This is a genomic window from Streptomyces huasconensis (genome assembly GCF_021028635.1).
GTDB classification, from domain to species: Bacteria; Actinomycetota; Actinomycetes; order Streptomycetales; family Streptomycetaceae; genus Streptomyces; species Streptomyces huasconensis.
Genome location: NZ_CP086119.1, coordinates 7,150,655 through 7,175,944, shown reverse-complemented (window position 1 = coordinate 7,175,944; position 25,290 = coordinate 7,150,655). Strand labels below are relative to the sequence as shown.

The 25,290-nt window shown below is 72.7% G+C and carries 22 protein-coding genes; 9 read left to right on the top strand and 13 right to left on the bottom strand.

All coding sequences use genetic code 11. From position 1 onward, the window contains the following. Window positions 1-208 precede the first annotated feature (208 nt). The 7 genes from J2N69_RS32040 to J2N69_RS32010 form a co-directional block, all read right to left on the bottom strand. Window positions 209-1,213 (bottom strand): sugar phosphate isomerase/epimerase family protein, encoded by a 1,005-nt coding sequence (locus J2N69_RS32040; protein WP_230903823.1) that lies wholly within the window; start codon window positions 1,211-1,213, stop codon window positions 209-211. A gap of 62 nt (window positions 1,214-1,275) precedes the next feature. Beyond that, entirely contained in the window at window positions 1,276-2,496 is a 1,221-nt protein-coding gene (locus J2N69_RS32035; protein WP_230903822.1) for a Gfo/Idh/MocA family protein, read from the bottom strand. A 51-nt stretch (window positions 2,497-2,547) separates the two neighbouring features. After that, window positions 2,548-3,588: a substrate-binding domain-containing protein gene (locus J2N69_RS32030; protein WP_230903821.1), complete on the bottom strand. Its 1,041-nt coding sequence runs from the start codon at window positions 3,586-3,588 to the stop codon at window positions 2,548-2,550. A gap of 16 nt (window positions 3,589-3,604) precedes the next feature. Then, window positions 3,605-4,627, bottom strand: coding sequence for an ABC transporter permease (locus J2N69_RS32025; RefSeq protein ID WP_330166842.1), 1,023 nt, complete (start codon window positions 4,625-4,627; stop codon window positions 3,605-3,607). After that, entirely contained in the window at window positions 4,624-6,144 is a 1,521-nt protein-coding gene (locus J2N69_RS32020) for a sugar ABC transporter ATP-binding protein (protein ID WP_230903820.1), read from the bottom strand. Before J2N69_RS32020 ends, J2N69_RS32025 begins: the two co-directional genes overlap by 4 nt. Before the next feature lie 169 nt (window positions 6,145-6,313). Further along, window positions 6,314-7,495 carry an ROK family transcriptional regulator gene (locus tag J2N69_RS32015; RefSeq protein ID WP_230903819.1) on the bottom strand — a complete coding sequence of 394 codons (1,182 nt, stop codon included), beginning with the start codon at window positions 7,493-7,495 and terminating at the stop codon, window positions 6,314-6,316. Between the two features lie 162 nt (window positions 7,496-7,657). After that, window positions 7,658-8,251: a GNAT family N-acetyltransferase gene (locus tag J2N69_RS32010; RefSeq protein ID WP_230903818.1), complete on the bottom strand. Its 594-nt coding sequence runs from the start codon at window positions 8,249-8,251 to the stop codon at window positions 7,658-7,660. Window positions 8,252-8,388: 137 nt separating this feature from the next. Between J2N69_RS32010 and J2N69_RS32005 the strand changes: the two genes are divergently transcribed. Then, entirely contained in the window at window positions 8,389-8,814 is a 426-nt protein-coding gene (locus J2N69_RS32005; protein ID WP_230903817.1) for a PaaI family thioesterase, read from the top strand. Between the two features lie 37 nt (window positions 8,815-8,851). Here the strand turns inward: J2N69_RS32005 and J2N69_RS32000 are convergent, their stop codons facing one another. The 3 genes from J2N69_RS32000 to J2N69_RS31995 form a co-directional block, all read right to left on the bottom strand. Beyond that, entirely contained in the window at window positions 8,852-9,799 is a 948-nt protein-coding gene (locus tag J2N69_RS32000) for a beta-ketoacyl-ACP synthase III (RefSeq protein ID WP_230903816.1), read from the bottom strand. A gap of 134 nt (window positions 9,800-9,933) precedes the next feature. Beyond that, the gene (locus J2N69_RS36865) at window positions 9,934-10,068 is read right to left on the bottom strand and encodes an MFS transporter small subunit (RefSeq protein ID WP_443049323.1); all 135 of its coding nucleotides are present in this window, start codon (window positions 10,066-10,068) and stop codon (window positions 9,934-9,936) included. After that, window positions 10,037-11,371 (bottom strand): OFA family MFS transporter, encoded by a 1,335-nt coding sequence (locus tag J2N69_RS31995; protein WP_230903815.1) that lies wholly within the window; start codon window positions 11,369-11,371, stop codon window positions 10,037-10,039. The genes J2N69_RS36865 and J2N69_RS31995 overlap by 32 nt, the downstream gene beginning before the upstream one ends. A gap of 203 nt (window positions 11,372-11,574) precedes the next feature. Here J2N69_RS31995 and fdhD point away from each other — a divergent pair, with 203 nt between their 5' ends. After that, window positions 11,575-12,423, top strand: coding sequence for a formate dehydrogenase accessory sulfurtransferase FdhD (gene fdhD / locus J2N69_RS31990; RefSeq protein WP_230903814.1), 849 nt, complete (start codon window positions 11,575-11,577; stop codon window positions 12,421-12,423). Window positions 12,424-12,528: 105 nt separating this feature from the next. Here the strand turns inward: fdhD and J2N69_RS31985 are convergent, their stop codons facing one another. After that, the gene (locus tag J2N69_RS31985) at window positions 12,529-12,993 is read right to left on the bottom strand and encodes a MarR family winged helix-turn-helix transcriptional regulator (RefSeq protein WP_230903813.1); all 465 of its coding nucleotides are present in this window, start codon (window positions 12,991-12,993) and stop codon (window positions 12,529-12,531) included. Between the two features lie 97 nt (window positions 12,994-13,090). Here J2N69_RS31985 and J2N69_RS31980 point away from each other — a divergent pair, with 97 nt between their 5' ends. The 3 genes from J2N69_RS31980 (at window position 13,091) to J2N69_RS31970 (ending at window position 17,359) form a co-directional block, all read left to right on the top strand. Beyond that, complete coding sequence (locus J2N69_RS31980) at window positions 13,091-14,014, top strand: quinone oxidoreductase family protein (RefSeq protein ID WP_230904962.1); 924 nt, start codon at window positions 13,091-13,093, stop codon at window positions 14,012-14,014. 137 nt (window positions 14,015-14,151) lie between these two features. Then, entirely contained in the window at window positions 14,152-16,089 is a 1,938-nt protein-coding gene (locus J2N69_RS31975; protein WP_230903812.1) for an exo-alpha-sialidase, read from the top strand. A 10-nt stretch (window positions 16,090-16,099) separates the two neighbouring features. After that, entirely contained in the window at window positions 16,100-17,359 is a 1,260-nt protein-coding gene (locus J2N69_RS31970) for a DUF4185 domain-containing protein (RefSeq protein ID WP_230903811.1), read from the top strand. Here J2N69_RS31970 and J2N69_RS31965 read toward each other — a convergent pair. Next, a complete protein-coding gene (locus tag J2N69_RS31965; protein WP_230904961.1) occupies window positions 17,295-18,323 on the bottom strand; it encodes a bile acid:sodium symporter family protein in 1,029 nt (342 codons plus the stop codon). The two genes, J2N69_RS31970 and J2N69_RS31965, sit on opposite strands and share 65 nt — an antisense overlap. Window positions 18,324-18,517: 194 nt before the next feature. On the opposite strand from J2N69_RS31965, the gene J2N69_RS31960 reads away from it, so the two are divergent. Beyond that, on the top strand, window positions 18,518-19,414 hold the full coding sequence (locus tag J2N69_RS31960) for a LysR substrate-binding domain-containing protein (protein ID WP_230903810.1): 897 nt from the start codon (window positions 18,518-18,520) through the stop codon (window positions 19,412-19,414). On the opposite strand, the gene J2N69_RS31955 is transcribed toward J2N69_RS31960, so the two are convergent. Then, window positions 19,389-20,372: an Lrp/AsnC family transcriptional regulator gene (locus J2N69_RS31955; protein WP_230903809.1), complete on the bottom strand. Its 984-nt coding sequence runs from the start codon at window positions 20,370-20,372 to the stop codon at window positions 19,389-19,391. The two genes, J2N69_RS31960 and J2N69_RS31955, sit on opposite strands and share 26 nt — an antisense overlap. 156 nt (window positions 20,373-20,528) lie before the next feature. Between J2N69_RS31955 and J2N69_RS31950 the strand changes: the two genes are divergently transcribed. The 3 genes from J2N69_RS31950 to J2N69_RS31940 all read left to right on the top strand — a co-directional run bounded on the left by J2N69_RS31950 (window position 20,529) and on the right by J2N69_RS31940 (window position 25,263). Beyond that, on the top strand, window positions 20,529-22,055 hold the full coding sequence (locus J2N69_RS31950; protein ID WP_230903808.1) for an MFS transporter: 1,527 nt from the start codon (window positions 20,529-20,531) through the stop codon (window positions 22,053-22,055). A gap of 360 nt (window positions 22,056-22,415) precedes the next feature. Beyond that, entirely contained in the window at window positions 22,416-24,215 is a 1,800-nt protein-coding gene (locus J2N69_RS31945) for an AMP-dependent synthetase/ligase (RefSeq protein ID WP_230904960.1), read from the top strand. 214 nt (window positions 24,216-24,429) lie between these two features. Continuing rightward, the gene (locus J2N69_RS31940) at window positions 24,430-25,263 is read left to right on the top strand and encodes a TrmH family RNA methyltransferase (RefSeq protein ID WP_230903807.1); all 834 of its coding nucleotides are present in this window, start codon (window positions 24,430-24,432) and stop codon (window positions 25,261-25,263) included. Window positions 25,264-25,290: the final 27 nt, after the last annotated feature.

Sequence of the window (25,290 nt, the reverse complement as noted above, 5' to 3'; positions counted from 1 at the left end):
CCGGAGGGGGACGGTCGTACGCGGGTGTGTGCGCCGTGCGCCGGGGTGCGCCGTCACCCCGGACCTCAAGTCGAGCGATCCTGCTTCATGTCCTGTACACATCAGGCACATCAGGGACGGTAACCACGTTTGTCCCGGGCGGATAGCCTTTACGCGGCACTGAAGTTCAGCTTTTTCCCGTCACTGGACAAACAGCGGGCCGCGCTTGTCAGTCGTTGCCGCCGAACGCGGCATCGAACGAGGCGGTCGGCGCCTCGAAGTCGTACGCCTTCAAGCGCGCGAGGGCCTCCGGGGCGCCCTGGAGCCGGTCCATGCCGGCGTCCTCCCACTCCACCGAGATCGGGCCGTCGTACGCGATGGAGCGCAGCATGCGGAAGACGTCCTCCCAGGGGACGTCGCCGTGGCCCGCCGACACGAAGTCCCAGCCGCGGCGGGGGTCGCCCCACGGCAGGTGGGACCCCAGGCGGCCGTTGCGGCCGTCCAGGCGCCGCCGGGCCTCCTTGCAGTCGACGTGGTAGACGCGGTCCCGGAAGTCGTAGAGGAAGCCGACCGGGTCGAGGTCCTGCCAGACGAAGTGCGACGGGTCGAAGTTGAGGCCGAAGGCCGGCCGGTGGCCGACGGCCTCCAACGCCTTGTGGGTCGTCCAGTAGTCGTACGCGATCTCGGACGGGTGCACCTCGTGGGCGAACCGCACGCCGTGCTCGTCGAAGACGTCCAGGATCGGGTTCCAGCGCTCGGCGAAGTCCTCGTACCCGCGCTCGATCATGGAGTCGGGGACCGGCGGGAACATCGCGACCAGGTGCCAGATCGCCGAGCCGGTGAAGCCGACGACGGTGTCGACGCCGAAGGCGGCGGCGGCCCGCGCGGTGTCCTTGATCTCGGCGGCGGCCCGCTGCCGCACGCCCTCCGCCTCGCCGTCGCCCCAGATCCGGGGGGGCAGGATCGCGCGGTGCCGTTCGTCGATGATCGCGTCGCAGACGGCCTGGCCGACCAGGTGGTTGGAGATGGCCCAGCACTTCAGGCCGTACTTGTCGAGCAGGGCGTGCCGCCCGTCCAGATAGGCCGGGTCGGCGAGCGCCTTGTCGACCTCGAAGTGGTCGCCCCAGCAGGCGAGTTCCAGGCCGTCGTAGCCGAAGTCGCGGGCGAGCCGGCAGACCTCTTCGAGCGGCAGATCGGCCCACTGGCCGGTGAAGAGCGTGAACCTACGGGGCATGTCCGGGGCCTCCTCGGGTGAGGGCGAGGGCGTGGGTGCGCGGGCGCAGATCGGCGCGGTGCCTACGCGGGGACGGGCGTGTACACGGAGTTCTTCGCCGCGCTCTCCTCCACCGCCGCGAGCACCCGCTGCACGCAGAGCCCGTCGGCGAAGGAGGGTTCGGGCCGCGTCCCGGTGGCGATGGCGTGCAGCAGGTCGCGGGCCTGGTGTACGAAGGTGTGCTCGTAGCCGAGCCCGTGGCCCGGCGGCCACCAGGCGTCCAGGTACGGGTGCTCCGGTTCGGTCACGAGAATCCTGCGGAAGCCGGACGAGGCGGCGGGCTCGGTGTGGTCGTGGAAGGAGAGTTCGTTCAGGCGCTCCAGGTCGAAGGACAACGAGCCGTCTGAGCCGTTGAGTTCGAGCCGCAGCGCGTTCTTGCGGCCCGCCGCGAAGCGCGTCGCCTCGAAGGAGGCGAGCGCCCCGGACGGGAAGCGGCCGGTGAAGACGGCCGCGTCGTCCACCGTGACCGCGCCGCGCCGCGTGCCGCCCGCCGCGGTGAGCCCGCTGGACGCGCCCTCCAGGAGCGGCCGTTCCCTGACGAACGTCTCGGTGAGCGCGGAGACCCCCGCCACCTGCTCACCCACCAGGTACTGCGCCAGGTCGACGATGTGCGCCCCCAGGTCCCCGAGCGCACCGGAGCCGGCATGCTCCTTGATCAGCCGCCAGGTGAGCGGGAACTCGGCGTCCACCAGCCAGTCCTGAAGGTACGTCACCCGCACGTGGCGCAGCGCCCCGAGCCGTCCCTGCGCCACCATGCGCCGGGCGAGGGTGAGCGCCGGAACCCTGCGGTAGTTGAAGCCGACCATGGCCACCTGCCCTCGGGCGTGGACCCGTTCGGCGGCGTCGGCCATGGCCTCCGCCTCCTCCACGGTGTTGGCGAGCGGCTTCTCGCACAGCACGTGTTTGCCCGCCTCCAGGGCGGCGACGGCGATCTCCGCATGGCTGTCGCCGGGGGTGCAGATGTCGACGAGGTCGACATCGTCCCGGGCGATCAGGGCCCGCCAGTCGGTCTCGGCGGCGGCCCAGCCGAGCCGGTCGGCGGCGGCGCGCACGGCGCCCCCGTCACGGCCGCAGACGGCCGCGAGCACCGGCTCGACCGGCAGGTCGAAGACGCGCCCCACGGTGCGCCAGCCCTGGGAGTGGGCGGCGCCCATGAAGGCGTAACCGACCATGCCCACGCCCAGCGGCCGCTTCCCCGCCGTCTCGGAATCGGCCCCGGGGCCGGACGCTTCCGTCTCACGCATGCGGTACTCCTCCTCGTCGTCGACGCTCGGTGGGGGGTGCGGGCGCGCGCATCACTTGAAGCCGGTGGACATGTACTGACCGACGTTCCCCTTGTCGACCACCGCCGAGTACAGCGTGATGAAGGCCGGGATCTCGTACTCGGCCATGCCGCTGACGCCCTTGCCCTGCCCGAGGGCGCGCGCCAGGTCGATCGCCGAGGCGGCCATGGTGGGCGGGTAGAGGACGGTGGCCTTCAGGACGCTGTTGTCCGCCTCGATGGCCTGGAAGGCGGAGAGCGCGCCCGCGCCGCCGACCATCAGGAAGTCGTCGCGGCCCGCCTGCTTGATGGCGCGCAGGGCGCCCACGCCCTGGTCGTCGTCGTGGTTCCACAGCGCGTCGAAGTTCTTCTGCGCCTGGAGGAGCTGGGACATCTTCGACTGCCCCGACTCGACCGTGAACTCCGCGGCCTGGCGGGCGACCTTCTTGATGCTCGGGTAGTTCTTCAGGGCGTCATCGAAGCCCTTCGTGCGCTGCTTGGTGAGTTCGAGGTTGTCGAGCCCGGCCAGCTCCACCACGCGCGCGTCCTTCTTGCCCTTGAGCTTCTCGCCGATGTAGTGACCGGCGCTCAGGCCCATGCCGTAGTTGTCGCCGCCGATCCAGCAGCGGTAGGCCTGCGGCGAGGCGAAGACCCGGTCGAGGTTGACGACGGGGATGTTCGCCTTCATCGCCTTCAGGCCGACCTGGGTGAGCGCCTTGCCGTCGGCGGGCAGGATCACCAGGACGTCGACCTTCTTGTTGATGAGCGTCTCGACCTGGCCGATCTGGGCGGCGGTGTCGTTGGAGCCCTCCGTGGCCTCCAGCGTGACGTCGGAGTACTTCTCCGCCCGCTCCTTGGCGTTGTCGTTGATGGCGTTGAGCCAGCCGTGGTCGGCCTGCGGGCCGGCGAAGCCGATGGTGACCTTCTTGCCCGGCTTGTCGTCGGCGACCTGCCGGCTCTTGTCGTCGGAGTCGCCCTCGTCGGGGTCGTTGCTGGTGCAGCCCGTCAGCAGGGCCCCGGAGGAGAGCGCGGCGGCTCCGAACAGGAGGCCTCTGCGGCTCGTGTGGGATGGCATGGGTGAACCCCTCAGCTCAGGAAGTGTGGGCCGTACGTCGTTGCACGAGGACCGCGGCGACGATGATCGCCCCCTTGGCGATCTGCTGGGTGGCGGTCTCCAGGTTGTTGAGCGCGAAGATGTTGGTGATCGTGGTGAAGATCAGCACGCCGAGCACCGAGCCGGTGATGGTGCCCCGGCCGCCGCTGAGCAGGGTGCCGCCGATGATCGCCGCGGCGATCGCGTCCAGCTCGTAGAGGTTGCCGTTGGTGTTCTGTCCCGAACCGGACAGGATGATCAGCAGGAACGCCGCGATGCCGCAGCACAGGCCCGAGAGCAGGTACAGATACAGCCGCTGCCTGCGTACGTCGATGCCGGCGAGGCGCGCCGCTTCCGCGTTGCCGCCGACCGCGACGGAGCGGCGGCCGAAGGTGGTGCGGTTGAGCAGCAGCCAGCCGACGACGGTGACGGCGGCGAAGACCAGGACGAGCGGCGGGAGACCGAGGACGTAGGAGTCGCGCTCGCCGAGCCTCAGCACGCCGTCGACGGTGACCATCTGCGTCTTGCCGTCGGTGATCTGGAGGGCGAGGCCGCGGCCCGCCGCCAGCATGGCGAGGGTGGCGATGAACGGCACCAGGCCGCCGTACGCGATGAGCAGGCCGTTGACCAGGCCGCACCCCGTGCCGACGACGACGGCGGTGAAGAGGATGCCCGCGAAGCCGTACTCCTGGGTGGCCACCGTCGTCGCCCACACCGAGGCCAGCGCGACGATCGCGCCGACCGACAGATCGATGCCGCCGGAGATGATCACGAACGTCATGCCGACGGTGACGACACCGATGACGGAGGCCTGGGTGAGGATCAGCTGGACGTTGTCGGTGTCCAGGAACGCGTCGGGCTGGGTGATGCCGCCGATCACGATCAGCGCGGCGAGCACACCGAGCAGCGACAGCGTGCGCACGTCGGCCCGGGCCAGAGAGGCGCGCCACGGGCTGCCGCCGTCATCGGCGGGTACGGGCTTGCGGGCGGCGGCCCCGGCCGCCGGGGCGGGCTGGGTCATGACGCCGGGCTCCCTTCGAGGACGAGGTCGAGTACGCGGTGTTCGTCGAGGTCACGGGCGGGCGCGGTGTGCACGACACGGCCTTCGCGGAGCACGAGGACACGGTCGGCGAGGCCGAGCACCTCGGGCACCTCGCTGGAGACGAGGAGCACGGCGAGGCCTTCGTCGGCGAGGCGGCGGATCACCGCGTACAGCTCGGCGCGGGCGCCGACGTCGACGCCGCGCGTCGGCTCGTCGAGCAGCAGGACGCGGCAGCCGCGCAGCAGCCAGCGGGCGAGGACCGCCTTCTGCTGGTTGCCGCCGGAGAGGGTGCGCACGGGGGCGGACGGCTGGTCGGGGTGGAGCGACAGCTCGCGGGTGGCGGCGCGGGCGGCCTCCCGTTCGGCACCCCGGTCGAGCCAACCGCCGCGCGAGAAGCGGGACATGGAGGAGACCGAGACGTTGCGGGTGACGGACTCCAGCATGAGCAGGGCCTGTGCCTTGCGCTCCTCGGGGGCGAGGCCGAGGCCCGCGCGGACGGCGGCGCGCACACTGCCGGGCCGCAATACCCTGCCCTGGACGGTCACTTGCCCGGCGGCCGGTCTGCGGGCGCCGTAGATCGTCTCCAGGATCTCGGAGCGGCCCGAGCCGACGAGCCCGGCGAGCCCGACGATCTCTCCGGGGCGCAGGTCGAGGTCGAGGGGTGCGAACTCGCCGTGGCGGGTGAGGCCCCGTACGGCCAACACCGGCTGTGCGTGGCCTTGTTGTCGCGTGGGGCGGTCCGGGAAGACGTACTCGACATTGCGGCCGGTCATGAGCGCCACGATGTCCCTGGTCGGCGTCGTCTTCGCGGGCAGGCCGCCCGCGACGGCGCGCCCGTCCTTGAGGACGGTGACGCGGTCGCCGATGCGGCGGATCTCTTCCAGGCGGTGGGAGATGTAGACGACGGCGACGCCCTCGGCGGTGAGATCGCCGACGATGCGGAACAGGTTGTCGACCTCGTCCGGGTCGAGGGCCGCCGAGGGCTCGTCCATGACGATGAGGCGCACCTCGTGGGAGAGGGCGCGGGCCATCGAGACGATCTGCTGCTGCGCGGCGGAGAGGTCGCCGACGGGCCGCCCCGGGTCGATCTCGGCGTGCCCGAGCCGCTTGAGCAGCGCGGCGGTCGACGCCTTGGCCGCCCGGCCGCGCACCACGAACCCGGCGGCCGTCGGCTCGTGCCCGAGGTGGACGTTCTCGGCGACGGACAACCCCTCCACCAGGTCGAGTTCCTGGTAGATGGTGGCGATGCCGAGCCGCATGGCCGCGATGGGCGAGCGGAGGGCGGTGCGCTCGCCGCGCCAGCGGATCTCGCCGCCGTCGGGCTGGTGGGCGCCCGCGAGGACCTTGATGAGAGTGGACTTCCCGGCGCCGTTCTGGCCAAGGAGGCAGTGCACCTCCCCGGCCTGGACCTGGAGGTCGACGCCGTCGAGGGCACGGACGCCGGGGAACGACTTGGTGATGCCGGACATGGTGAGCAGCGGTGGTTCTGGTGCCATGGCGGTTCCCCCAGGCGGATGCGTACGTGCCGGTCTCAGGGCAGGGCAGGGCAGAGCAGGGCGCTGTGCGGGGTGAGGTGTGCGGGGTGAAGTGTGAGGTGTGCGGGGTGGGGCGTGACGTGCGTGCCGTGCGTGTGCGTGGCGTGTATGTGGGGGGCGTGTGTGCCGGTCAGGCCGGTGAGAACAGGTGGTCGCTGATGAGCCGGGCGCCGCCGATGACACCGGCGGTGGGCCCCAACTCGCCGAGGACGATGGGGAGGTTGCCGGTCGCCAGCGGCAGGGACTGGCGGTAGACCTGGGTGCGGATCGCGGCGAGCAGGGTGTGGCCGAGCCCGGTCACGCCACCTCCGATCACCACGAGGCCGGGGTTGAAGAAGCTGACGAGGGCGGCGATGACCTGGCCGGTGCGGTTGCCGCCCGCGCGGATGAGGTCGAGCGCGGTGGCGTCGCCCGCGGCGGCGGCCGCCGCGACGTCGACGGCGGTGAGCCGCCCCGCCTCGTCGAGCCGCGCCGCCAGTTCGGCCGAACGGCCCTGGGTGGCCGCCTCCTCGGCGTCGCGGGCGAGCGCCGCGCCGCTGAAGTAGGCCTCCAGGCAGCCCCTGTTGCCGCAGGCGCAGGGCCGCCCGTCCGGCTCGGCCTGGATGTGTCCGATGTCGCCGGCGCTGCCCGTCGTACCGCGGTGGACCTCGCCGCCGACGACGATGCCGCAGCCGATGCCGGTGCCGATCTTGACGCAGAGGAAGTCGCCGACGGAGCGTGCGACGCCCGCGTGCTGCTCGCCCATCGCCATGAGGTTCACGTCGTTGTCGACCATGACCGGGCAGCCCAGCTCCTGGCTGAGGGCCTCCCGGACGGGGAAGCCGTCCCACCCCGGCATGATCGGCGGGGCGACCGGGATGCCTTCGGGGAAGCGGACAGGGCCGGGGACGCCGATGCCGGCGCCGTCGAACCCCTCCGCGAGCCCGGAGGCCTTCAACTTGGCTGCCATGGCGAGGACTTGCTCGAAGACCGCGACCGGGCCCTCGCGGACGTCCATGGGCTGGTTGATGTGGCCGAGGACCTCCAGCTCGGCGTTGGTCACCGCGACGTCGACCGAGGTCGCGCCGATGTCCACGCCGAGGAAGCGGAGTGCCGGGGCCAGCCGGATGTTGTGGGAGCGGCGCCCGCCGCGCGAGGCGGCGAGTCCGTCGGCGACGACGAGGCCGGTCTCCAGGAGCCGGTCGACCTCGACGGCCAGTTTGGACCGCGAGAGGTCGACCAAGTCGCCGAGCTGCGCGCGGGAGTTGGGTCCGCCGTCACGCAACAGCCGCAGCAGCCGAGCCTGGTGCGCGTTGGCGGGTCGAGCCGTCATACGTCTCACGCGCCCCTCCCCGCCTCATCGGGCTCCTTCGAGCTTTGGAGGGGAACGTAGCAGTGCGTGCCGGGGGTGGGAAGAAGTTGCGCGGAAAACGCCCCCGACTTTCTCCTGCGACAGGACAAAGGGGGCTCGCCATCAGTCCGGGCACGTGCGCCGCTACGCGGGCTCCCGGAGCATGCACCACGTCCGCGGGCCGTCGTCCGGCAGTGCGACCTCCGCCGTGACGGCGAAGCCGAGCCGCTCGTAGAACGCGACGTTGCGCTCGGCCGACGTCTCCAGGAACGCCGGGCACCCCGCGCGCTCGGCGGCCTCCAGGCCCGGCCGGAGCACCGCGCTGCCGAGCCCTTGGCCCTGCGCCGCCGGGTCGACCCCGACCGTGGCGAGGAACCACGCCGGGCGTCGGGGCCGGTGGGGCTCCAGTACGCGCTCCGCCGACTCGAACCAGGGAGCGCGGTCGCCGGCGAGTTCACCGATCCGCGGACCGACCTCGGCGAAGCCGGGGCCGGGGTCCTGGTCCGGGGTGGTCCACACGGCGACGGCGCGTCCGGCGTCGGCGACCCACACACGTCCGTGGACCATGCCGATCTTGGTGAGGAAGAGTTCCTGGAAGCGGCGCACCCGCTCCTCGTGGCCGTCGGCCGCGACGACGTACCGCGTGAAGGGGTAGTCGGCGAAGGCGCGGGCCAGGGTGTCCACGGCCGTCGACACGTCCTCCTCGGTCGCGGGGCGTACGCGGTGCTCGGTGCTCATGTGCTCTCCCGGTGTCGCTGTCGGGCCGCGGCGGTGCTGGGGCCGCGCCGCGGTGACTTACCTCCGGGGTAATCGACGCCTTGGGGGGCCGTGCCGCACGATGGTGGTCGCCACGCCCCCCAGTGGAAGGTCACCCCATGTCGGACACCTTGCCCGAGAACGATCTCCGGGCCCAACTGCTTTCCGCCGTCCCCTTCGCCGCCCATCTCGGCATCGCCTTCCAGGAGGCGGGGCCCGAGCGCGTCGAGGGCACACTTCCGTGGTCCCCGGAGCTGTGCACGGCGGGCGGCGTCCTGCACGGCGGGGCGCTGATGGCGCTCGCGGACACGGTCGGCGCGGTGTGCGCGTACCTCAACCTGCCCGAGGGCGAGGCCACGTCGACGATCGAGTCCAAGACCAACTTCCTGCGGGCCGTGCGCTCCGGGACGGCCCGCGCCGTGGCCCGCCCGCTGCACGTCGGCGGCTCCTTCATCGTCGTACAGACCGAGGTGTACGACGATCAGGGGCGGCTGGCGGGACAGACCACGCAGACGCAGGCGGTGCTGGCGCCCAGGAGCAAGTGAGCGTCGCCGGAAGCAGCCGGTCACCGCCGCGGGCGGCTCACGGGCAGCGCACGACCTGGCCCGCGTACGAGAGGTTCCCGCCGAAGCCGAACAGCAGGACCGGGTCGCCGGAGCGCAGCTCCCCGCGCTCCACCAGCTTGGACAGGGCCATCGGGATGCTGCCCGCCGAGGTGTTCCCGGAGTCGACGACGTCCCGCGCGACGACGGCGTTGACGGCGCCGATGCGCTCCGCGAGCGGTTCGATGATGCGCAGGTTGGCCTGGTGCAGGACGACCCCGGCGAGGTCGGCCGGGGTGAGTCCGGCGCGTTCGCAGGCCGCGCGGGCCAGCGGCGGCAGCTGGGTCGTCGCCCAGCGGTAGACGCTCTGCCCCTCTTGGGCGAAACGCGGCGGGGTGCCCTCGATGCGGACGGCGTTGCCCATCTCGGGCACCGAGCCCCACAGCACCGGGGCGATGCCCCGCTCCTGGCCGGGCCCGCACGCCTCGACGACGGCGGCGCCCGCGCCGTCACCGGTCAGCACGCACGTGGTGCGGTCGGTCCAGTCGGTGACCTCGGACATCTTGTCCGCGCCGATGACCAGGGCGCGGGTGGCGGCCCCCGCCCGCAGGGTGTGGTCGGCGGTGGCGAGGGCGTGCGTGAAGCCCGCGCACACGACGTTGATGTCCATCGCGGCCAGCGAGGGGATGCCGAGCCGGGCCGCCACGCGGGCGGCCATGTTCGGCGAGCGGTCGATGGCCGTGGAGGTGGCGACCAGGACCAGGTCGATCGCGTCGGGGGTCAGGCCCGCGGCGGCGAGGGCCTTGCCGCCGGCGTGGGCGGCCAGCTCGTCGACCGGCTCCTCCGGACCCGCGATGTGCCGGGTGCGGATGCCCACCCGGGAGCGAATCCACTCGTCGCTCGTGTCCACCGTGCCCGCCAGGTCCTCGTTGGTGAGGATCTGGGCGGGCTGGTAGTGGCCGACGGCGGCGATGCGCGAGCCGTGCATGTACGGGTCCCCCTTGTTGCCGGAGATGCGGGACCCTCCAGTGTGCTCAGCGACTCACCGGTAACCGGGCAGGTAAAGCGACAGGAAAGCGGCGCCCCCTTTGGATGCTTCTCATGAGCCGGTCACCCCTGCGGTCACCCTCTGAAGAGTTGTGTGACGTTGTGTACGAGTTCATACAGTCCGTAGCCGAGCGGTAGCCCCACCCAGAGCCAGGCGAAGACGGTGAGCGGGCGGCGGTCACGGGGCGGTGTGCTCGGCGGGCTGGTCATCGTCGGCCTCCCTCGGGGCGGGGATGTGGTGGCGGGGGTGGACGGGGCGCACCAGTTCGTTGGCCACGAAACCGACGAGCAGCAGTCCGATCATGATGGCGAAGGAGAGGCCGTAGAGCGCCGAGCCGTGCCGGCCCGCCGCCTCTTGGTGGTCGGCCACCCGGTTCACGATCAGCGGGCCGAGCACGCCGGCCGTGGACCAGGCGGTGAGCAGCCGGCCGTGGATGGCGCCGACCTGGTAGGTGCCGAACAGGTCCTTCAGATAGGCGGGGACGGTCGCGAAGCCGCCTCCGTAGAAGGAGAGGATCACCAGCGCGCAGCAGATGAACAGCGGTTTCGAGGTGTCGCCGAAGCGTGCGATGAGCAGGTACATGAGCGCGCCGACGCCGAGGTAGACGCGGTAGACGTTCTTGCGGCCGATCAGGTCGGAGGCCGAGGACCAGCCGATGCGTCCCGCCATGTTGGCGGCGGAGAGCAGGGCGACGAAGCCGGCCGCGGCGGAGACCAAGACGGGGGTCGCGGTGTCCGCGAAGAAGTCCGTGATCATGGGGGCGGCCTTCTCCAGGATGCCGATGCCCGCGGTCACGTTCATGCACAGCACGACCCACAGGCACCAGAACTGCGGGGTGCGGACGGCCTGTCGCGCCGACACCTGCGGTCCGTCCAGCGCGCCGGGCACGCCGGGCCGGCGCGCGCCCTCCGTACGCGGTACGCGCACCAGGAGGACCCCGAGCGCCATGAAGACGGCGTAGGCGAGGCCGTGCACGAGGAATGCGAGCGCGATGCCGTCCGTGTCGGTGCCGAAGGCGTCCAGCATCCGCGCCGACCACGGCGAGGCGATGAGCGCGCCGCCGCCGAAGCCCATGATCGCGATGCCGGTGGCCATGCCCGGGCGGTCGGGGAACCACTTGATGAGGGTGGAGACGGGTGAGATGTAGCCGATGCCGAGGCCGATCCCGCCGACGAAGCCGTAGCCAAGGACGATCAGCCAGTACTGGCCGGTCGCGGCACCGAGCGCCGCGATCAAAAAGCCCGAGGAGAAGCAGACGAGGGCCACGGTCATCGCCCAGCGTGGGCCGTTGCGCTCGACGAAGGTGCCGCCGAAGGCGGCGGACAGGCCCAGCATGACGATGCCGAGCTGGAAGGGCAGCGCGCTCTGGGTGCCGCTGAGGTGCAGCGCGGATTCGAGGGGCGGTTTGAAGACGCTCCAGGCATAGGCCTGGCCTATGGAGAGATGCACCGACAGGGCGGCCGGGGGCACGAGCCAGCGGCTCCAGCCGGGGGGTGCGACGGGGGGCCTCATGATCCCGAAGGCTAGGAATCGGGCGGGGAGTTGGGAAGGGGGCGCAACCCGCACCCCTCGGCGCCGGTGCGATGCCGGTGCGATCGGCGCCGACGTCCTTCCTGTCGTCGGGGCGGAGTCGGCCGGGACCTCACGCCGCACGTGCAGGACAATGACAAGGACCATTCGGCTGCCAGACGTACAGAACCGGGACTGATCAGGACATGGGACGAGTCACGGAGCGACGCAAGGTCATCCGCATCCGGGAGGGGCACGTCTCCGAGCGGCCCGACACCCTGGTCGCCGAGGAGCCCCTGGAGATCCGGCTGAACGGCAGGCCGCTCGCCATCACCATGCGCACGCCGGGTGACGACTTCGCGCTCGCGGCGGGGTTCCTGGTGAGCGAGGGCGTGCTCGGCGCGGCGGACGACCTCCAGTCGATCGTGTACTGCGCCGGGGCGACCGCCGAGGGTGTCAACACGTACAACGTCGTCGACGTGAGGACCGCCCCGGGTGTCGTGATCCCCGACATCACGCTGGAGCGCAACGTCTACACCACCTCGTCCTGCGGCCTGTGCGGCAAGGCGAGCCTGGACGCGGTCCGCACCACGGCCCGTTTCCCGATCGCCGACACTCCCCCGGTCCGGCTCGACGTGGAGCTGCTGTCGGTGCTGCCCGACCGGCTGCGCGCGGCGCAGCGGGTCTTCGACCGGACCGGTGGGCTGCACGCCGCGGCGCTCTTCTCCGAGGAGGGCGAACTGCTCGACATACGGGAGGACGTGGGGCGGCACAACGCCGTCGACAAGCTCGTCGGCCGGGCCCTTCAGGACGGCCGCCTCCCGCTGTCGCGCGCGGTCCTGCTCGTGTCGGGCCGTGCCTCCTTCGAGCTCGCCCAGAAGGCGGTGATGGCGGGCATCCCGGTGCTCGCCGCGGTCTCCGCGCCGTCCTCGCTGGCGGTCGACCTGGCCGCCGAGACCGGTCTGACGCTGGTCGGCTTCCTGCGCGGCTCCTCCATGAACGTGTACGCGGGCGAGCACCGCGTCGCCCTGCGGGCCGCGGCCGCCCAGGGCTGACCCGGGGCGGTCCCGGAGCCGGCCCAGGGCTGGCCGGGGCTTCCTCTGAGCCGACCCAGAGCTGACCCGGGCCGTCCCGGAGCCGCTGCGGGGGCGCCGGTCGGGTCACCTGCCCCCGGGCGCGCCCTCCTCCGTCACCCCGGAGATCCGGGTCAGCATCTCCACGAACCGTGCCCGCTCGTCGGCGGAGAGGGGCGCGAGGAGCTCGCCGTTGGCCCGCTCGGCGGCGCGGGTGCAGCGGGCCAGGAGCCGCTTTCCCTCGGCGGTGATCGTGATCGCGTTCTTGCGGCGGTCCTTGGGGTCGGGCGCGCGGTCGACGAAGCCGTCGGCCTGGAGGTCGTTGACCACCCCGACCATGTCCTTCGGGTCGAGCAGGACGCTGCGGCCCAGCTCCGCCTGGGCGAGGGGGCCGAGGTCCGCGACGGCCGCGAGCACCACGTGGTGCCACATCTTCAGGCCCTCCCGCGCTAGCGCTTCGGCGACCAGGCCCCGGCCCCGGGCGGCCGCGCGGCCGAGCAGCCAGCTGGGGAGGGTGCGGATGGTGCTGGGGGCGGGTGGTGTCGTCGGCATGGGCGGAGCCTAGCGAAGAATCATTGGACTTCCCAACGATGAGCGGTTTACCGTTGGGCGTCCCAATGATTTCCTCATGCACCTGGAGGTGGTGCGGATGCGTCGCGTCCGGTATGAACGCAGCGGCGGCCCCGAGGTCCTGTTCCTGGAGGAGGCCCCCGTCCCCGAGCCGGGACCGGGCGAGCTGCTCGTGCGCGTCGAGGCCGCCGGTGTCACGCTGCCCGTCGTCCGCAAGGTCCGTGAGCAGCGCGAACCGATCGCGCTCGGCGGCGAGATCGCCGGGGAGGTCGTCGCGCTCGGCGAGGGCGCCCGCGGCCACGCGCCGGGTGACCGGGTCACGGGGCTCGTCTTTGGGCACGGGTACGCCGACTACGCCCTGCTGCACACCGCCATGGCCTCCACCGTTCCTGACGGGGCGAGCGCGGTCGACACCGTCGCGCTGGTCCGCTCCGGGCTCGTCGCGTTCGGCGCGCTGGAGGCCGCGCGTCCCGCGCCCGGTGAGGCCGCGCTCGTCACGGCGGCGGCGAGCGGGGTCGGCCATCTCGCCGTACAGCTGGCGAAGGCGCGGGGGGCCGGGCGCGTCGTGGGCGCCGTGTCCGACCCCGGCAAGGCCGCCTTCGTGCGCGGGCTCGGCGCCGACGACGTCATCACGTACGACCGTCAGGACTGGGGAGAGCCGGTCGACTACGTCCTGGACGCGGTCGGCGGCGACCTGCTCCCCTCCGCCGTCAAGGCTCTCGCCCCGCACGGCCGGCTGGTGGCCTACAGCTCGGGCGGCGGCACGGTGGCGGCGTACGACCTGCTCGTCGGCGCGAAGTCGGTCATCGGCTTCCAGATGGGGCTGATCGCGCGCGGCAGGCCCGAGCTGTACGAGGCGTGGCGGCGGGAGGTGTGGCGCCTGTACGAGGCGGGTGAGCTGCGGCCCGCCGTGCACGCGCGGTTCGCGCTGGAGGACGCGGCCCTCGCCCACGCGGCGATCGAGGGGCGGAGCAACCTCGGGAAGGTGGTCCTCGTGCCGTGACCCGACGCGCGGTGACGCCGGCGCACGGTTCTTGTGAGGCGGGGTGGCCCTCAGTACCGTCTATGGCTCGCACGTAGGACGTGGGATGTCAGGATGTCCAGTCGCTGTCGCCGTCGCCATGAAAGGCGGGCCGCACCATGTCGTCGCTGTCACCGAGCCCATCGAGTCCACCGCGCCCATCGAGCCCGTCGCGATCCGGCCTTCGCGTACGCCTCAGATCGCTGCGCACCGCCACCGCCGCCCTGACCGCCGTGGCCGTCGGCGCGCTGCTGCTCGCCCCCGGGGCGCAGGCGGCGCCGGAGCGGACGGCGGCGTTCGAGGAGCAGGTGCTGTTCAAGGCCGCGCAGGACCCGGGGTACGCCTGCTTCCGCATCCCGGCCGTGGTGAGGACCACCAAGGGGACCCTGCTCGCCTTCGCCGAGGGCCGGGTCGACAACTGCGGCGACGCGGGCGACATAGACCTGGTGCTCAAGCGGTCGCACGACGGGGGCCGCACCTGGGGTCCGCTCCAGGTCATCAACGAGGGCGGGGGCGACACCCACGGCAACCCGGCGCCCGTCGTGGACCGGACGACCGGCCGTGTGCTGCTCGCGGAGACCTTCAACACCGGCCGCACGGACGGCAAGAACTGCGACATCCCCTGTGACCGCACCCCCCACCTCCAGTACAGCGACGACGACGGCCGCACCTGGTCGCAGCCGCGCGACCTGAGCGAGGAGATCCTGCCGGACCACTGGAACTCCTGGTACGCGACCGGGCCCGTGCACGGCGTGCAGCTGACCCGCGGCCGGCACACGGGGCGGCTCGTCTTCGCCGTCAACGCCGAGACGTGGGACGGGAGCCGGATAAGCGCCAACCACGCGGCGCTGGCCGTCAGCGACGACGGCGGCGACCACTGGCGGATCGGCGCCACGGACTCCTACCCGGTCGCCGCCGACGGCACGTTCCGCCAGAAGCCGTCCGAGATGACCGTCACCGAGCGGCCCGACGGTGCGCTCCACGTCAGCGGGCGCGAGCAGGACGGCACCGACCTCGGCCACCGCACCCAGGCGGTCAGCCGGGACGGCGGCAACTCCTTCACCGCCCCCTTCCGGGCGGTCCCCGACCTCTACGCGCCCCAAGTGCAGTGCTCCACCCTCCAGTCGGGCAAGCGGATGCTGCTCGCCTGCCCCGGCGACCCCGACCGCCGCCGCACGATGCAGATCCGCTCCTCCTACGACGGCGGCCGCACCTGGGACAGCGTCGACCGGGGCACGACGGTCACCACGGACTGGTCCGGCTACTCCGACCTGGTGCGGGCCGACGGCGCGCACATCGGGCTGCTGTACGAGGCCGGGGCGGTCGACGCGCGCGACGAGATCCGCTTCGCCCGCTTCACCGAGGAGTGGCTGAAGCCGCGCCGCGGCCCCGACCCGACGACCCGCGACCACGCCCCGGGCGCCCGCGCCGCGGCCGTGCTCGGCGGGGCGCGCGAGACCCCGGGACGCTTCGGCGGCGCGCTCGCCCTGGACGGCGCGGACGACGCCGTACGCCTGCCCTTCCGCCGCCAACTGCCGCTCGGGAGAAAGGACTTCACGGCCTCGTTGTGGTTCCGCTACTCAGCGGCCACCGGTGAACAGCCGCTGCTGTGGATGGGGGGCATCGGCACCAACCAGCCGCAGGTGTGGCTGCGCGGCGAGCCCGCGAGCGACCGCGTCACCGGGCTGATCACCACGCGCGACGGCGGCACGCCGCCGAGGTCCGCCGCCGTGCGCACCACGGACGCGTACAACGACGGCGAGTGGCACCACGTCGCGCTGCGCCGGAGCGAGGGCCTGCTCACGCTCTTCCTCGACGAGGAGCGCGTCACCGCCCCGGACGTGCCGGGCTCGGTCAGCCGCAACTCCGCCTTCGGCGTGCACATCGGGCAGCGCATGGACAGCCGCGCCCACTTCACGGGGTCGGTCGACGACGCGGCGGTGTACGACAGGGCCCTGAGCGACGCGGAGGTGGCAGCCCTGCGTACGGGTGAGGCTCCTGTGACACGGGACACCGTCGCCCGGCTCCCCATGGACCGCGTGCGCGGCAGCAACTAACGTCCCCGGCGTGTCCGACCGAGAACGTCGCGGTGGCGGGGGCGGCAGGATCTGGCTGGTCCTGCTGCTCGCCGCCGCCTGCGCGGCCGTCCTGCTGATCGCCCTGCCGGAAGACGACCGGGAGGGCGCGCCCGACGCGGCGTGCCGCCCCCGCACCGTGGCGTCCTGGTCCGCCGACGACAAGGCGACGGGAGAGTTCGCGCGCTACGGCGACGACGGGACGCGGACCGACGACTGGACGGGCGGGGACGGCACCCACTCGGTGCGGCTGCCGGACGGGCGCGTCCTGTGGCTGTTCTCCGACACCTTCCTCGGCCAGGTCCACGCCCCGCCCAACCCGGTGGGCCAGCCGCACACCTGGCGCGACACCAGCGCGCCCATGGTGCGCAACTCGGCCGTCGTGATGTCCCGTTCGGGCACCCTGCGCCGCACCCTCCCCGCCCCGCTCTTCCCCGACCCGGCGCCCCAGCAGTGGCGCTGGCCGGTGGCGGCGCGCGTCGAACCCCGCACGCCGGGCGCGGACGAGCAGGTCGTCCGCGTCCTGCTGTGGAACCGCATGGCGAGCCAGGGCCCCTGGATCTACGGCGTTCCCCTCGCCACGGAGGTCGCCACGCTCTCCCTGCCGGACCTGCGCGTCGAGGGCATCGTGAAGGTCTCCGACCAGCAGGGCGTCGAGGACCCGGAGAAGCGGGTGCTGTACGGCGCGGCGACGGTCGACGACGACGGCTGGACGTACGTCTTCGGCGGCACCGACGCCCAGGCCACCTCGCGTCCCTCCTCGCACGCCCATGTCGCGCGCGTCCGGCACGGCAGGCTCGCCGAGGCCGCCGCGTGGGAGTACTGGGACGGCGAGGAGTGGGGGCGTGCGGCCACCTCGCGGCCGGTCCTCGGGGACGGGAAGCGCAAGGGGGTGGGCAGCGCGTTCACGGTCGTTCGGGACAAGGGCACCTATGTGCTGTTCACCATGGCCGCGGGCGCCGAAGGGCTGACCACCGTCACGTCGTACTGGTCCTGCTCCCCCACCGGGCCCTGGCACGGCCCCGCCAAGGCGTTCGAGGCGCCGCTGCCGAAGGACGCGGCGGTGCGCCAGGAGACGGCGGCCTACAACCCGCAGGCCCATCCGGCGCTCGGCGGGGACGGGCGAGTGGTGCTGAGCTACGACGTCAACTGGCTGGACCCGGTGCCCGCGGGCGCGCAGGCGAACGTCAACCGGAACGTGGCGCTGTACCGGCCGCGGTTCGTGACGCTGCGGCTGGGTGCGCCGCGCTGAGCGACTCCTCGCCGTCGAAGTCGCGCGGATCGCGCGAGCGGCGTTTGGCGATGACCGCGCAGACCATCAGCTGCATCTGGTGGAAGAGCATCAGCGGCAGGACGGCGAGGGAGGCGTGCGCCCCGAAGAGGACGCTGGCCATGGGCAGCCCGGCGGCCAGGGACTTCTTCGACCCGGCGAACTGGATCGCGACGCGGTCGCCGCGGCCGAAGCCGAGCCGCTTGGCGCCGTACCAGGTCAGCGTCAGCATCACGGTGAGCAGCACCGCCTCGACGCCGAGCAGCGCGAGCAGCCGCCACGGAGTGACCTGGCTCCAGATGCCCTGCACCATGCCCTGGCTGAAGGCGGTGTAGACGACGAGCAGGATCGATGCGCGGTCCACGTACCCGAGGACCTTCTTGTGGCGCGTGACGAAGCCGCCGACCCAGCGGCGCAGCAGCTGCCCGGCGACGAACGGCACGAGCAGTTGCAGCACGATTCCGACGACGGAGTCCGCCGAGAAGCCGACGCCCCTGCTGCCGAGCAGGGCGGCGGCGAGCAGCGGGGTGAGCAGGATGCCGGCGAGGGAGGAGAAGGAGCCCGCGCAGATGGCGGCGGGGACGTTGCCGCGGGCCATGGAGGTGAAGGCGATGGACGACTGGATGGTGGAGGGCACCAGCGTGAGGAAGAGGAAGCCGCTGTAGAGCGCGGGGGTCAGGACGTGGGGCACGAGCCCCTTCGCCGCGAGCCCGAGCAGCGGGAAGACGAGGAACGTACAGGCGAGGACCGTGACGTGCAGCCGCCAGTGCTTGAGCCCGTCGAGCGCTTCCCGGGTGGACAGCCGGGCCCCGTAGAGGAAGAAGAGGAACGAGACGGCGGCGATGGAGGCCCCTGAGGTGACGTCCGCGGCGGTGCCGCGGGCGGGTATGAGCGCCGCGATCCCCACGGTCGCGAGCAACGCCACGATGTAGGGGTCGACCGGCATCCAGGACGGCCACGTCAGGCGTTTCACGGTGCTCCATGCTCTCGGGGGCGGTATCCGGCGCTCTCGGGGGCGGTATCCGGCCCGCGGCCGGAACGTGCCTCCTCCATGATCCTCCTGTCCGGCGTCATCGGGAACGCCGTACACCGCTCTCACTGTCATCACGGTGCACGATGAGCGGTACTACGCTGGTGGGTGTGTACGACCCTTCGCAGCTGCGCACCTTCCTCGCGGTCGCCCAGACGCTGAGCTTCACGCGGGCCGCGCGCCGCCTCGGCCTGCGCCAGTCGACGGTGAGCCAGCACGTGCGCCGCCTGGAGGACGCCACGGGGCGGCCGCTGTTCACCCGCGACACGCACACCGTCGAGCTGACCGAGGACGGCGAGGCCATGCTCGGCTTCGCGCGGCGCATCCTCGCGGTGCACGAGCAGGCGGCGGCGTTCTTCACCCGGACGCGGCTCGGCGGGCGGCTGCGGTTCGGGGCGTCGGAGGACTTCGTCCTGACCCGGCTCACCGACATCCTGGAGTCCTTCCGGCGCGACCACCCGGACGTCGACCTGGAGCTGACCGTCGAACTCTCCGGCACGCTCCACGAACAGCTGGACGCGGGCAAGCTCGACCTGGTGCTCGCCAAGCGGCGCCCCGAGGACCCGCGCGGCGAACTGGTCCACCACGACGAGCTGGTGTGGATCGGTGCCGAGCGGCTGCGCCTGGACCCCGAACGCCCCGTGCCGCTGATCGTCTACCCGCCGCCGGGCATCACCCGCGCCCTGGCCTTCGAGGCGCTGGAGCGGCGCGGCCGTGCCTGGCGGGTGGCGTGCACCAGCGGCAGCCTCAACGGCCTGGTGGCGGCGGCCCGCGCGGGCCTCGGCGTGATGGCGCACTCACGCGGCCTGATCCCGCCGGGCCTGGTCCGCGTCCCCGACCGGGCGGGCCTGCCGGAGCTGGGGCCGGTCGACTTCGTGCTGCTGCACGGCGAGCGGCGCGCCGCCGAGCGGGGCGCGCCGGGCGCCGCGGACGCGCTGGCTGCGGCGATCCTGGCGGGCGGGGACCGGCTGCGGCGGGACGCTAACGCAGCGGCCTCGGGTAGGTGAGGTCCTTCAGACGGCGCAGGTACGGCGCCGACTCGATGTGCCGCACGCCGTCGAGCGCGCCGAGGCTGCCGCTCAGGTAGCCGTACAGCTCCGCGGTGTCGCGGGTCAGGACGCTCGCCATCAGGTGGGCGGACCCGGTGATCGCGGAGACGTGGGCGACCTCGGGGTGCGCGGCCATCGCCCGCCCCACCGCGTCGAGTGCCCCGGGGGCGACGGTGATCCAGAGCATCGCGGCGGTGGTGAAGCCGAAGCGCGCGGTGTCGTACTCGGTGTCGAGGTACACCGCGCCGGAGCCGAGCAGCGCGGCGACGCGGCGCTTGACGGAGGACTCCGAGCGGCCCGTGAGCCGCTGGAGTTCGGGGTAGGTGACGCGGCCGTCGGCTTTCAGGGCGGCGACCAGCGGTTCGTCGTCGGGGGCGATGCGGGTGGGGCCCGGCGGCGCGGCGGGCGGGGCGGCCGCGCGCAGGGCGGCGGCCTGCTCGTCGGTCAGCGGGCGGTGCTTGCCGATCCAGCCGGTGCGTCCGCCGTAGAAGCGGTGGAGGAGCTGGTGGGCGGTGATCTCGATGAGTTTGCGGGTGCGCAGGAGCTTGCCGAAGAGCAGGTCGTCGTAGTCGCCCGGGCTGCGGGGGTGCGTCATGCAGACCACTTCGGTGCCGGCCGACGTGAGGTGGACCCAGGCCGTGTCGGGGCGGCGGGCGAGGGCGGCCGCGATGGCCTCCGCGCCGTCGGGCGTGCAGCGCAGGCGCAGCATCCACTGGTCCCTGCCGAGCCGCGCGCTGTCCCGCACGCCGAGGACGCGCAGGCCCGCCTCCGCGCGCAGACGGCGGAAGCGGCGCGCGACGGTCTGGTCGGAGACACCGAGGACGGCGGCGATACGGCTGAAGGGCGCCCTGCCGTCGATCTCCAGGGCGTGCAGCAGCTTGAGGTCCAGCTCGTCGAAGACTTCGGTTTCCGCCACGTGACTGCCTGTTCATGTCGAGATCCGGCGCTTGCGCGCTCGCGGGCACCGGGATCGTCCACCCGCGTCCCATCGTACGAGGGCACGCACATCCGTCGTACGCGGCGTGACCTGAGGCGTCGTACGGCAGCGACAAGAGGCAGGGAGAACAAGGCGATGCGTAGATGGGGGCCGCTCACGGCGGTGTCTTTGGGGACGTTCATGCTGTTGCTGGACGTGACGATCGTGGTGGTGGCGCTGCCGGACATGGCGCGGGCGCTGGACGCCTCGCTCACCGACCTCCAGTGGGTCATCGACGGTTACGCGCTGGCGCTGGCCGCGCTGCTGCTCGGGGTCGGCGCCGCCGCCGACGTGCTGGGGCGGCGGCGCCTGAACGTGGCGGGGACGGCGCTCTTCGCCGTGGCCTCGCTGGGCTGCGGCCTGGCGTCGGACGCGGCGCTGCTGGTGGCGGCCCGCGCGCTGCAAGGGGTGGGCGCCGCCGCGATGTTCGCGACGACGCTGCCGCTGCTCGGCGCCGCCTACCAGGGCCGCGACCGGTCCGCGGCGCTCGGCGTGTGGGGCGCGGTGAGCGGGGCGTCGGCCGCGCTCGGCCCGATCGTGGGCGGGGTGCTCACCGAGGGGCCCGGCTGGCGGTGGATCTTCTTCGTGAACCTGCCGGTGAGCGTGGTGTCGATCTGGCTGACGCTGCGCGTGGTGCCGGAGTCGAAGGGCGCTGCCGGGCGGCGGGTCGACTGGGCGGGCACGGCCGCCTTCGCGGCGTTCGCGGGCGCGGGGACGTACGGCGTGCTGCGCGGCGGCACCGACGGCTGGACGTCGACGGTCACCGCCACAGCCTTCGCCCTCTCGGCGCTCGCGCTGCTCTGCTTCGTGCTGGTCGAGCGGCGCGCCGCCCATCCGCTGCTCGATCTGCGGCTGCTGCGCAAGCCCGCGTTCACCGGGGTGCTGATCGGCGCGATCGGCTACAACGCGGCGGCGTTCGGCGTCATCCCGTACCTCTCCCTGTGGCTCCAGACGGTGCTCGGCATGAGCCCGGTGCGCGGCAGCCTGGTGCTGCTGCCGTTGGCGGCGACGTCGTTCGTGGTGGCGCTGGTCAGCGGACGGCTCCTGCACGGCGTGGCGCCGCGCCTGACCATCGGTGTCGGGCTGCTGCTGATCGGCGCGGGCGGGCTCTGCATGGCGGTGCTGGACGCCGGGTCGTCCTGGACGGCCATCGCGCCGGGGCTGACCCTCGCGGGGATCGGCACGGGGCTGCTCGCGCCGGGTCTCGCCGGGGCGGCGCTCGCCGCGGTGCCGCCCGCGAACGCCGGGATGGCGGGCGGCGCGGTCAACACCTTCCGCCAACTCGGCTACGCGGTCGGGGTCGCCCTGTTCGGTACGGTGCTGACCTCGCGCATGGCGGACTCGCTCGGCCACGACGCGGCGCACGCCGTCGCGGGCGGCGGCGCTCCAGCCCTGCGCGGCACGCTCTCCGAGCAGGCGATACGGGCGGCGTTCGCGGACGGCCTCAACGGGGCGTCCCTCGCGGCGGGCGTCGCGGGGCTGGTCGCCGGGGTGCTGGTGCTCGTCCTGGTGCGTACGCCGGGGCGGCGGCCGCAGACGGCGTCCGACGCGAAGCCCTCAGGAGTGCCGGGCGGCGCGCTCCGGGACGGCAGCCCGGAACCCGCCGCCCTGCGGCAGCCGTAGGCGTCAGCCGGTGGGCGGGGTGACCTCCCGGATGCACAGGCGCCGGTCGGTGGGCCCGGTGATCGCCTCCCGCTGCCTGACCGCCGGCAAGGCGATCCTGGAAGCCGGCGAGTTCGAGGTCGTGCGGATTCCGTGGACGCGTACAGATTCCGTGGAGATTACGCCACCGAAACTTACTCCAGCGTAAGTTGATCTGTCCGGCCCTTCCCTTTGTGGCCGCATTTCCACCGCCTGACCAGTGCCGATGGTCCGTACCACCGCGTCTCGTCCCTCTCCCGGAGGGCGGCGCCGTGGGGTACGGTCACGGCGCTGTGCGGAGCGCCACGAGGAGCATCATTGCGCGAGTTCACGAACCCCCCGATGGCGTCGGGGCCGCCGGTGGGAGGCCTTGCCGACGCTGTTTTCGACCATGCCCTCGACGACCCGGCGCGTATCGCCCTCGGCCGCAAGATCGACGGACAGTGGCACGACGTCACCGCGGCCGCGTTCCGCGACGAGGTGCTGGCGCTGGCGAGGGGGCTCATCGCGCAGGGCGTACGGTTCGGCGATCGCGTGGCCATCATGTCCCGCACCCGTTACGAGTGGACGCTCTTCGACTTCGCCCTGTGGAGCATCGGCGCCCAGGTCGTGCCGGTGTACCCGACCTCCTCGGCCGAGCAGGTCCTGTGGATGCTGCACGACGCCCAGGTGTCCGCCGCGATGGTCGAGCACGAGGACCACGCGATGACGATCGGCTCGGTCGTCGACCGGCTGCCGCAGCTGCGCCGGCTGTGGCAGCTGGACGCCGACGCGGTCGGTGAGCTGACCGGCGCGGGCCGGGACATCGACGACGAGGTGGTGCACCGCCACCGCCGCGCGGTCACCCCCGAATCGATCGCCACGATCATCTACACGTCGGGGACCACGGGCCGCCCCAAGGGCTGTCTGATCTCGCACGCCAACTTCATGTTCGAGGCGGACGTGATGGTAGGCCGCTGGGAGCCGGTCTTCCGCTCCAAGCGCGGCGACGAGGCCACCACGCTGCTCTTCCTGCCGCTGGCGCACGTCTTCGGCCGCATGGTGCAGGTCGCGGCGGTGCGCGGCCGGGTCAAGATGGGCCACCAGCCGAACCTCAACGCGGCGGCGCTGCTGCCCGACCTGGCCGCGTTCCGGCCCTCGTTCATCCTGGCCGTGCCGTACATCTTCGAGAAGGTCTTCAACGCGGCGCGGCGCACGGCGGAGAAGGACGGCCGGGCGGGCGCGTTCGACAAGGCCGTCGAGTGCGCGGTGCGGTACGCGGACGCGATGGAGGCCAAGGCGCTCGGGTCGGGGCCCGGGCCGTCGGCGGGGCTGCGCGTGCAGCACCAGCTCTTCGAGAAGCTCGTCTACTCCAAGGTGCGCGAGGCGATGGGCGGCCGGGTGCGGCACGCGATGTCGGGCGGCTCGGGCATGGACCGGCGGCTCGGCCTGTTCTTCGCGGGCGCGGGCGTGACGGTCTACGAGGGGTACGGGCTGACGGAGTCGACGGCCGCCGCGACCGCCAACCCGCCCGAGCGCACCCGCTACGGCACGGTCGGCCAGGCCATCCCCGGCACCTCCGTGCACATCGCGGAGGACGGCGAGGTCTGGCTGCGCGGCGGCAACGTCTTCCAGGGGTATCTCAACGACCCGGCGGCCACCGAGGCGACGCTGCGCGACGGCTGGCTGGCCACCGGCGACCTGGGCTCGCTCGACGAGGACGGCTACCTGACGATCACCGGCCGCAAGAAGGAGATCCTCGTGACCTCCGGCGGCAAGAGCGTCTCGCCGGCCCGACTGGAGGAGCGGGTGCGCGACCACCCGCTGGTCGCGCAGTGCATCGTCGTCGGCAACGACCGGCCCTACATCGCCGCGCTGGTCACGCTGGACGCGGAGGCCGTGGAGCACTGGCTGACGATGCGCCGCAAGCCCCTGCTGCCCCCCGGTGAGCTGGTGCGCGACCCGGATCTGGAGACGGAGGTGCGCAGGGCCGTGGTCGCCGCGAACACCCTGGTCTCGCAGGCCGAGTCGATCCGTACGTTCCGGATACTGGCGCATCAGTTCAGCGAGGAACACGGCCTGCTCACCCCGTCGCTGAAGCTGAAGCGGAAGGCGATCGAGACGGTGTACTCGGCGGAGATCGAGGCGCTGTATCGCAGCTAGCGGAGGTCGTGGCACGGCGCTCGTGTCGCCCCCCCGGACCATGGCCCGTCAGGAGTGGTGCGCCGGTGCGCCCGCGTCGTCGTGCTCGGCCCCGGCCGCGTGTCGGCACGGCCGCCGAGGGGCGCGCCGACCCGAGAGTGCGGGACGCCTGCCTCGGATGAGAGCCTGTTCCGTCACGCCGTTCCGTCACGATGACGGCCCCCTTGGAGGACCGATGCCCGCCCGCCCGCGGATCACCGCACGCAACGCCCGATTCCAGCAGTGGGAGGCGTTGCTGAGCAACCGGAACAAGCGCACCCGGTCGCGGGAGTTCCTGGTCCAGGGGGTACGTCCGATCTCGCTCGCGGTGCGGTACGGCTGGCCCGTCAAGGCACTGCTGTACGACGACAGCAGGGAACTGTCGCAGTGGGCCCGGGAGCTGCTGCGCACGGTCCCCGCCGAGCAGGTGGCCATGGCACCCGACCTGCTGTCCGACCTGGGCGAGAAGGACGGCGGCGCGCCGGAGATCGTCGCCGTCGTGGAGATGCCCGCCGACGACCTGGACCGGCTGCGGGGCGGGAGCGGTTTTCTCGGCGTCTGCTTCGACCGGCCGACGAGCCCGGGGAACATCGGCAGCGTCATCCGGTCCGCGGACGCCTTCGGGGCGGACGGCTTCATCGTGTCGGGACACGCCGCGGACATCTACGACCCCAAGTCGGTGCGGGCCAGCACGGGTTCCCTGTTCGCCGTGCCTGCGGTACGCGTCCCCTCCCCCGCCACCGTGATGGCCTGGCTCGCCGCGCGGCGGGCCGCCGGGACGCCGCTCGTGCTGGTCGGCACCGACGAGAAGGGCGAGTGCGAGGTCTTCGACTTCGACTTCACCCAGCCGGTGCTGCTGCTGGTCGGCAACGAGACGTCCGGGCTGAGCAACGCCTGGCGAGACCTGTGCGACCACACGGTCAGCATCCCCATGACCGGGTCCGCGAGCTCCCTGAACGCCGCCAACGCCGCGACCGCCGTACTGTACGAGGCCCATCGGCAGCGCCTGGCCGCCGCGCGGCGGGTGTGACGTCCGGGCAGGGCTGGCCGATCGGCA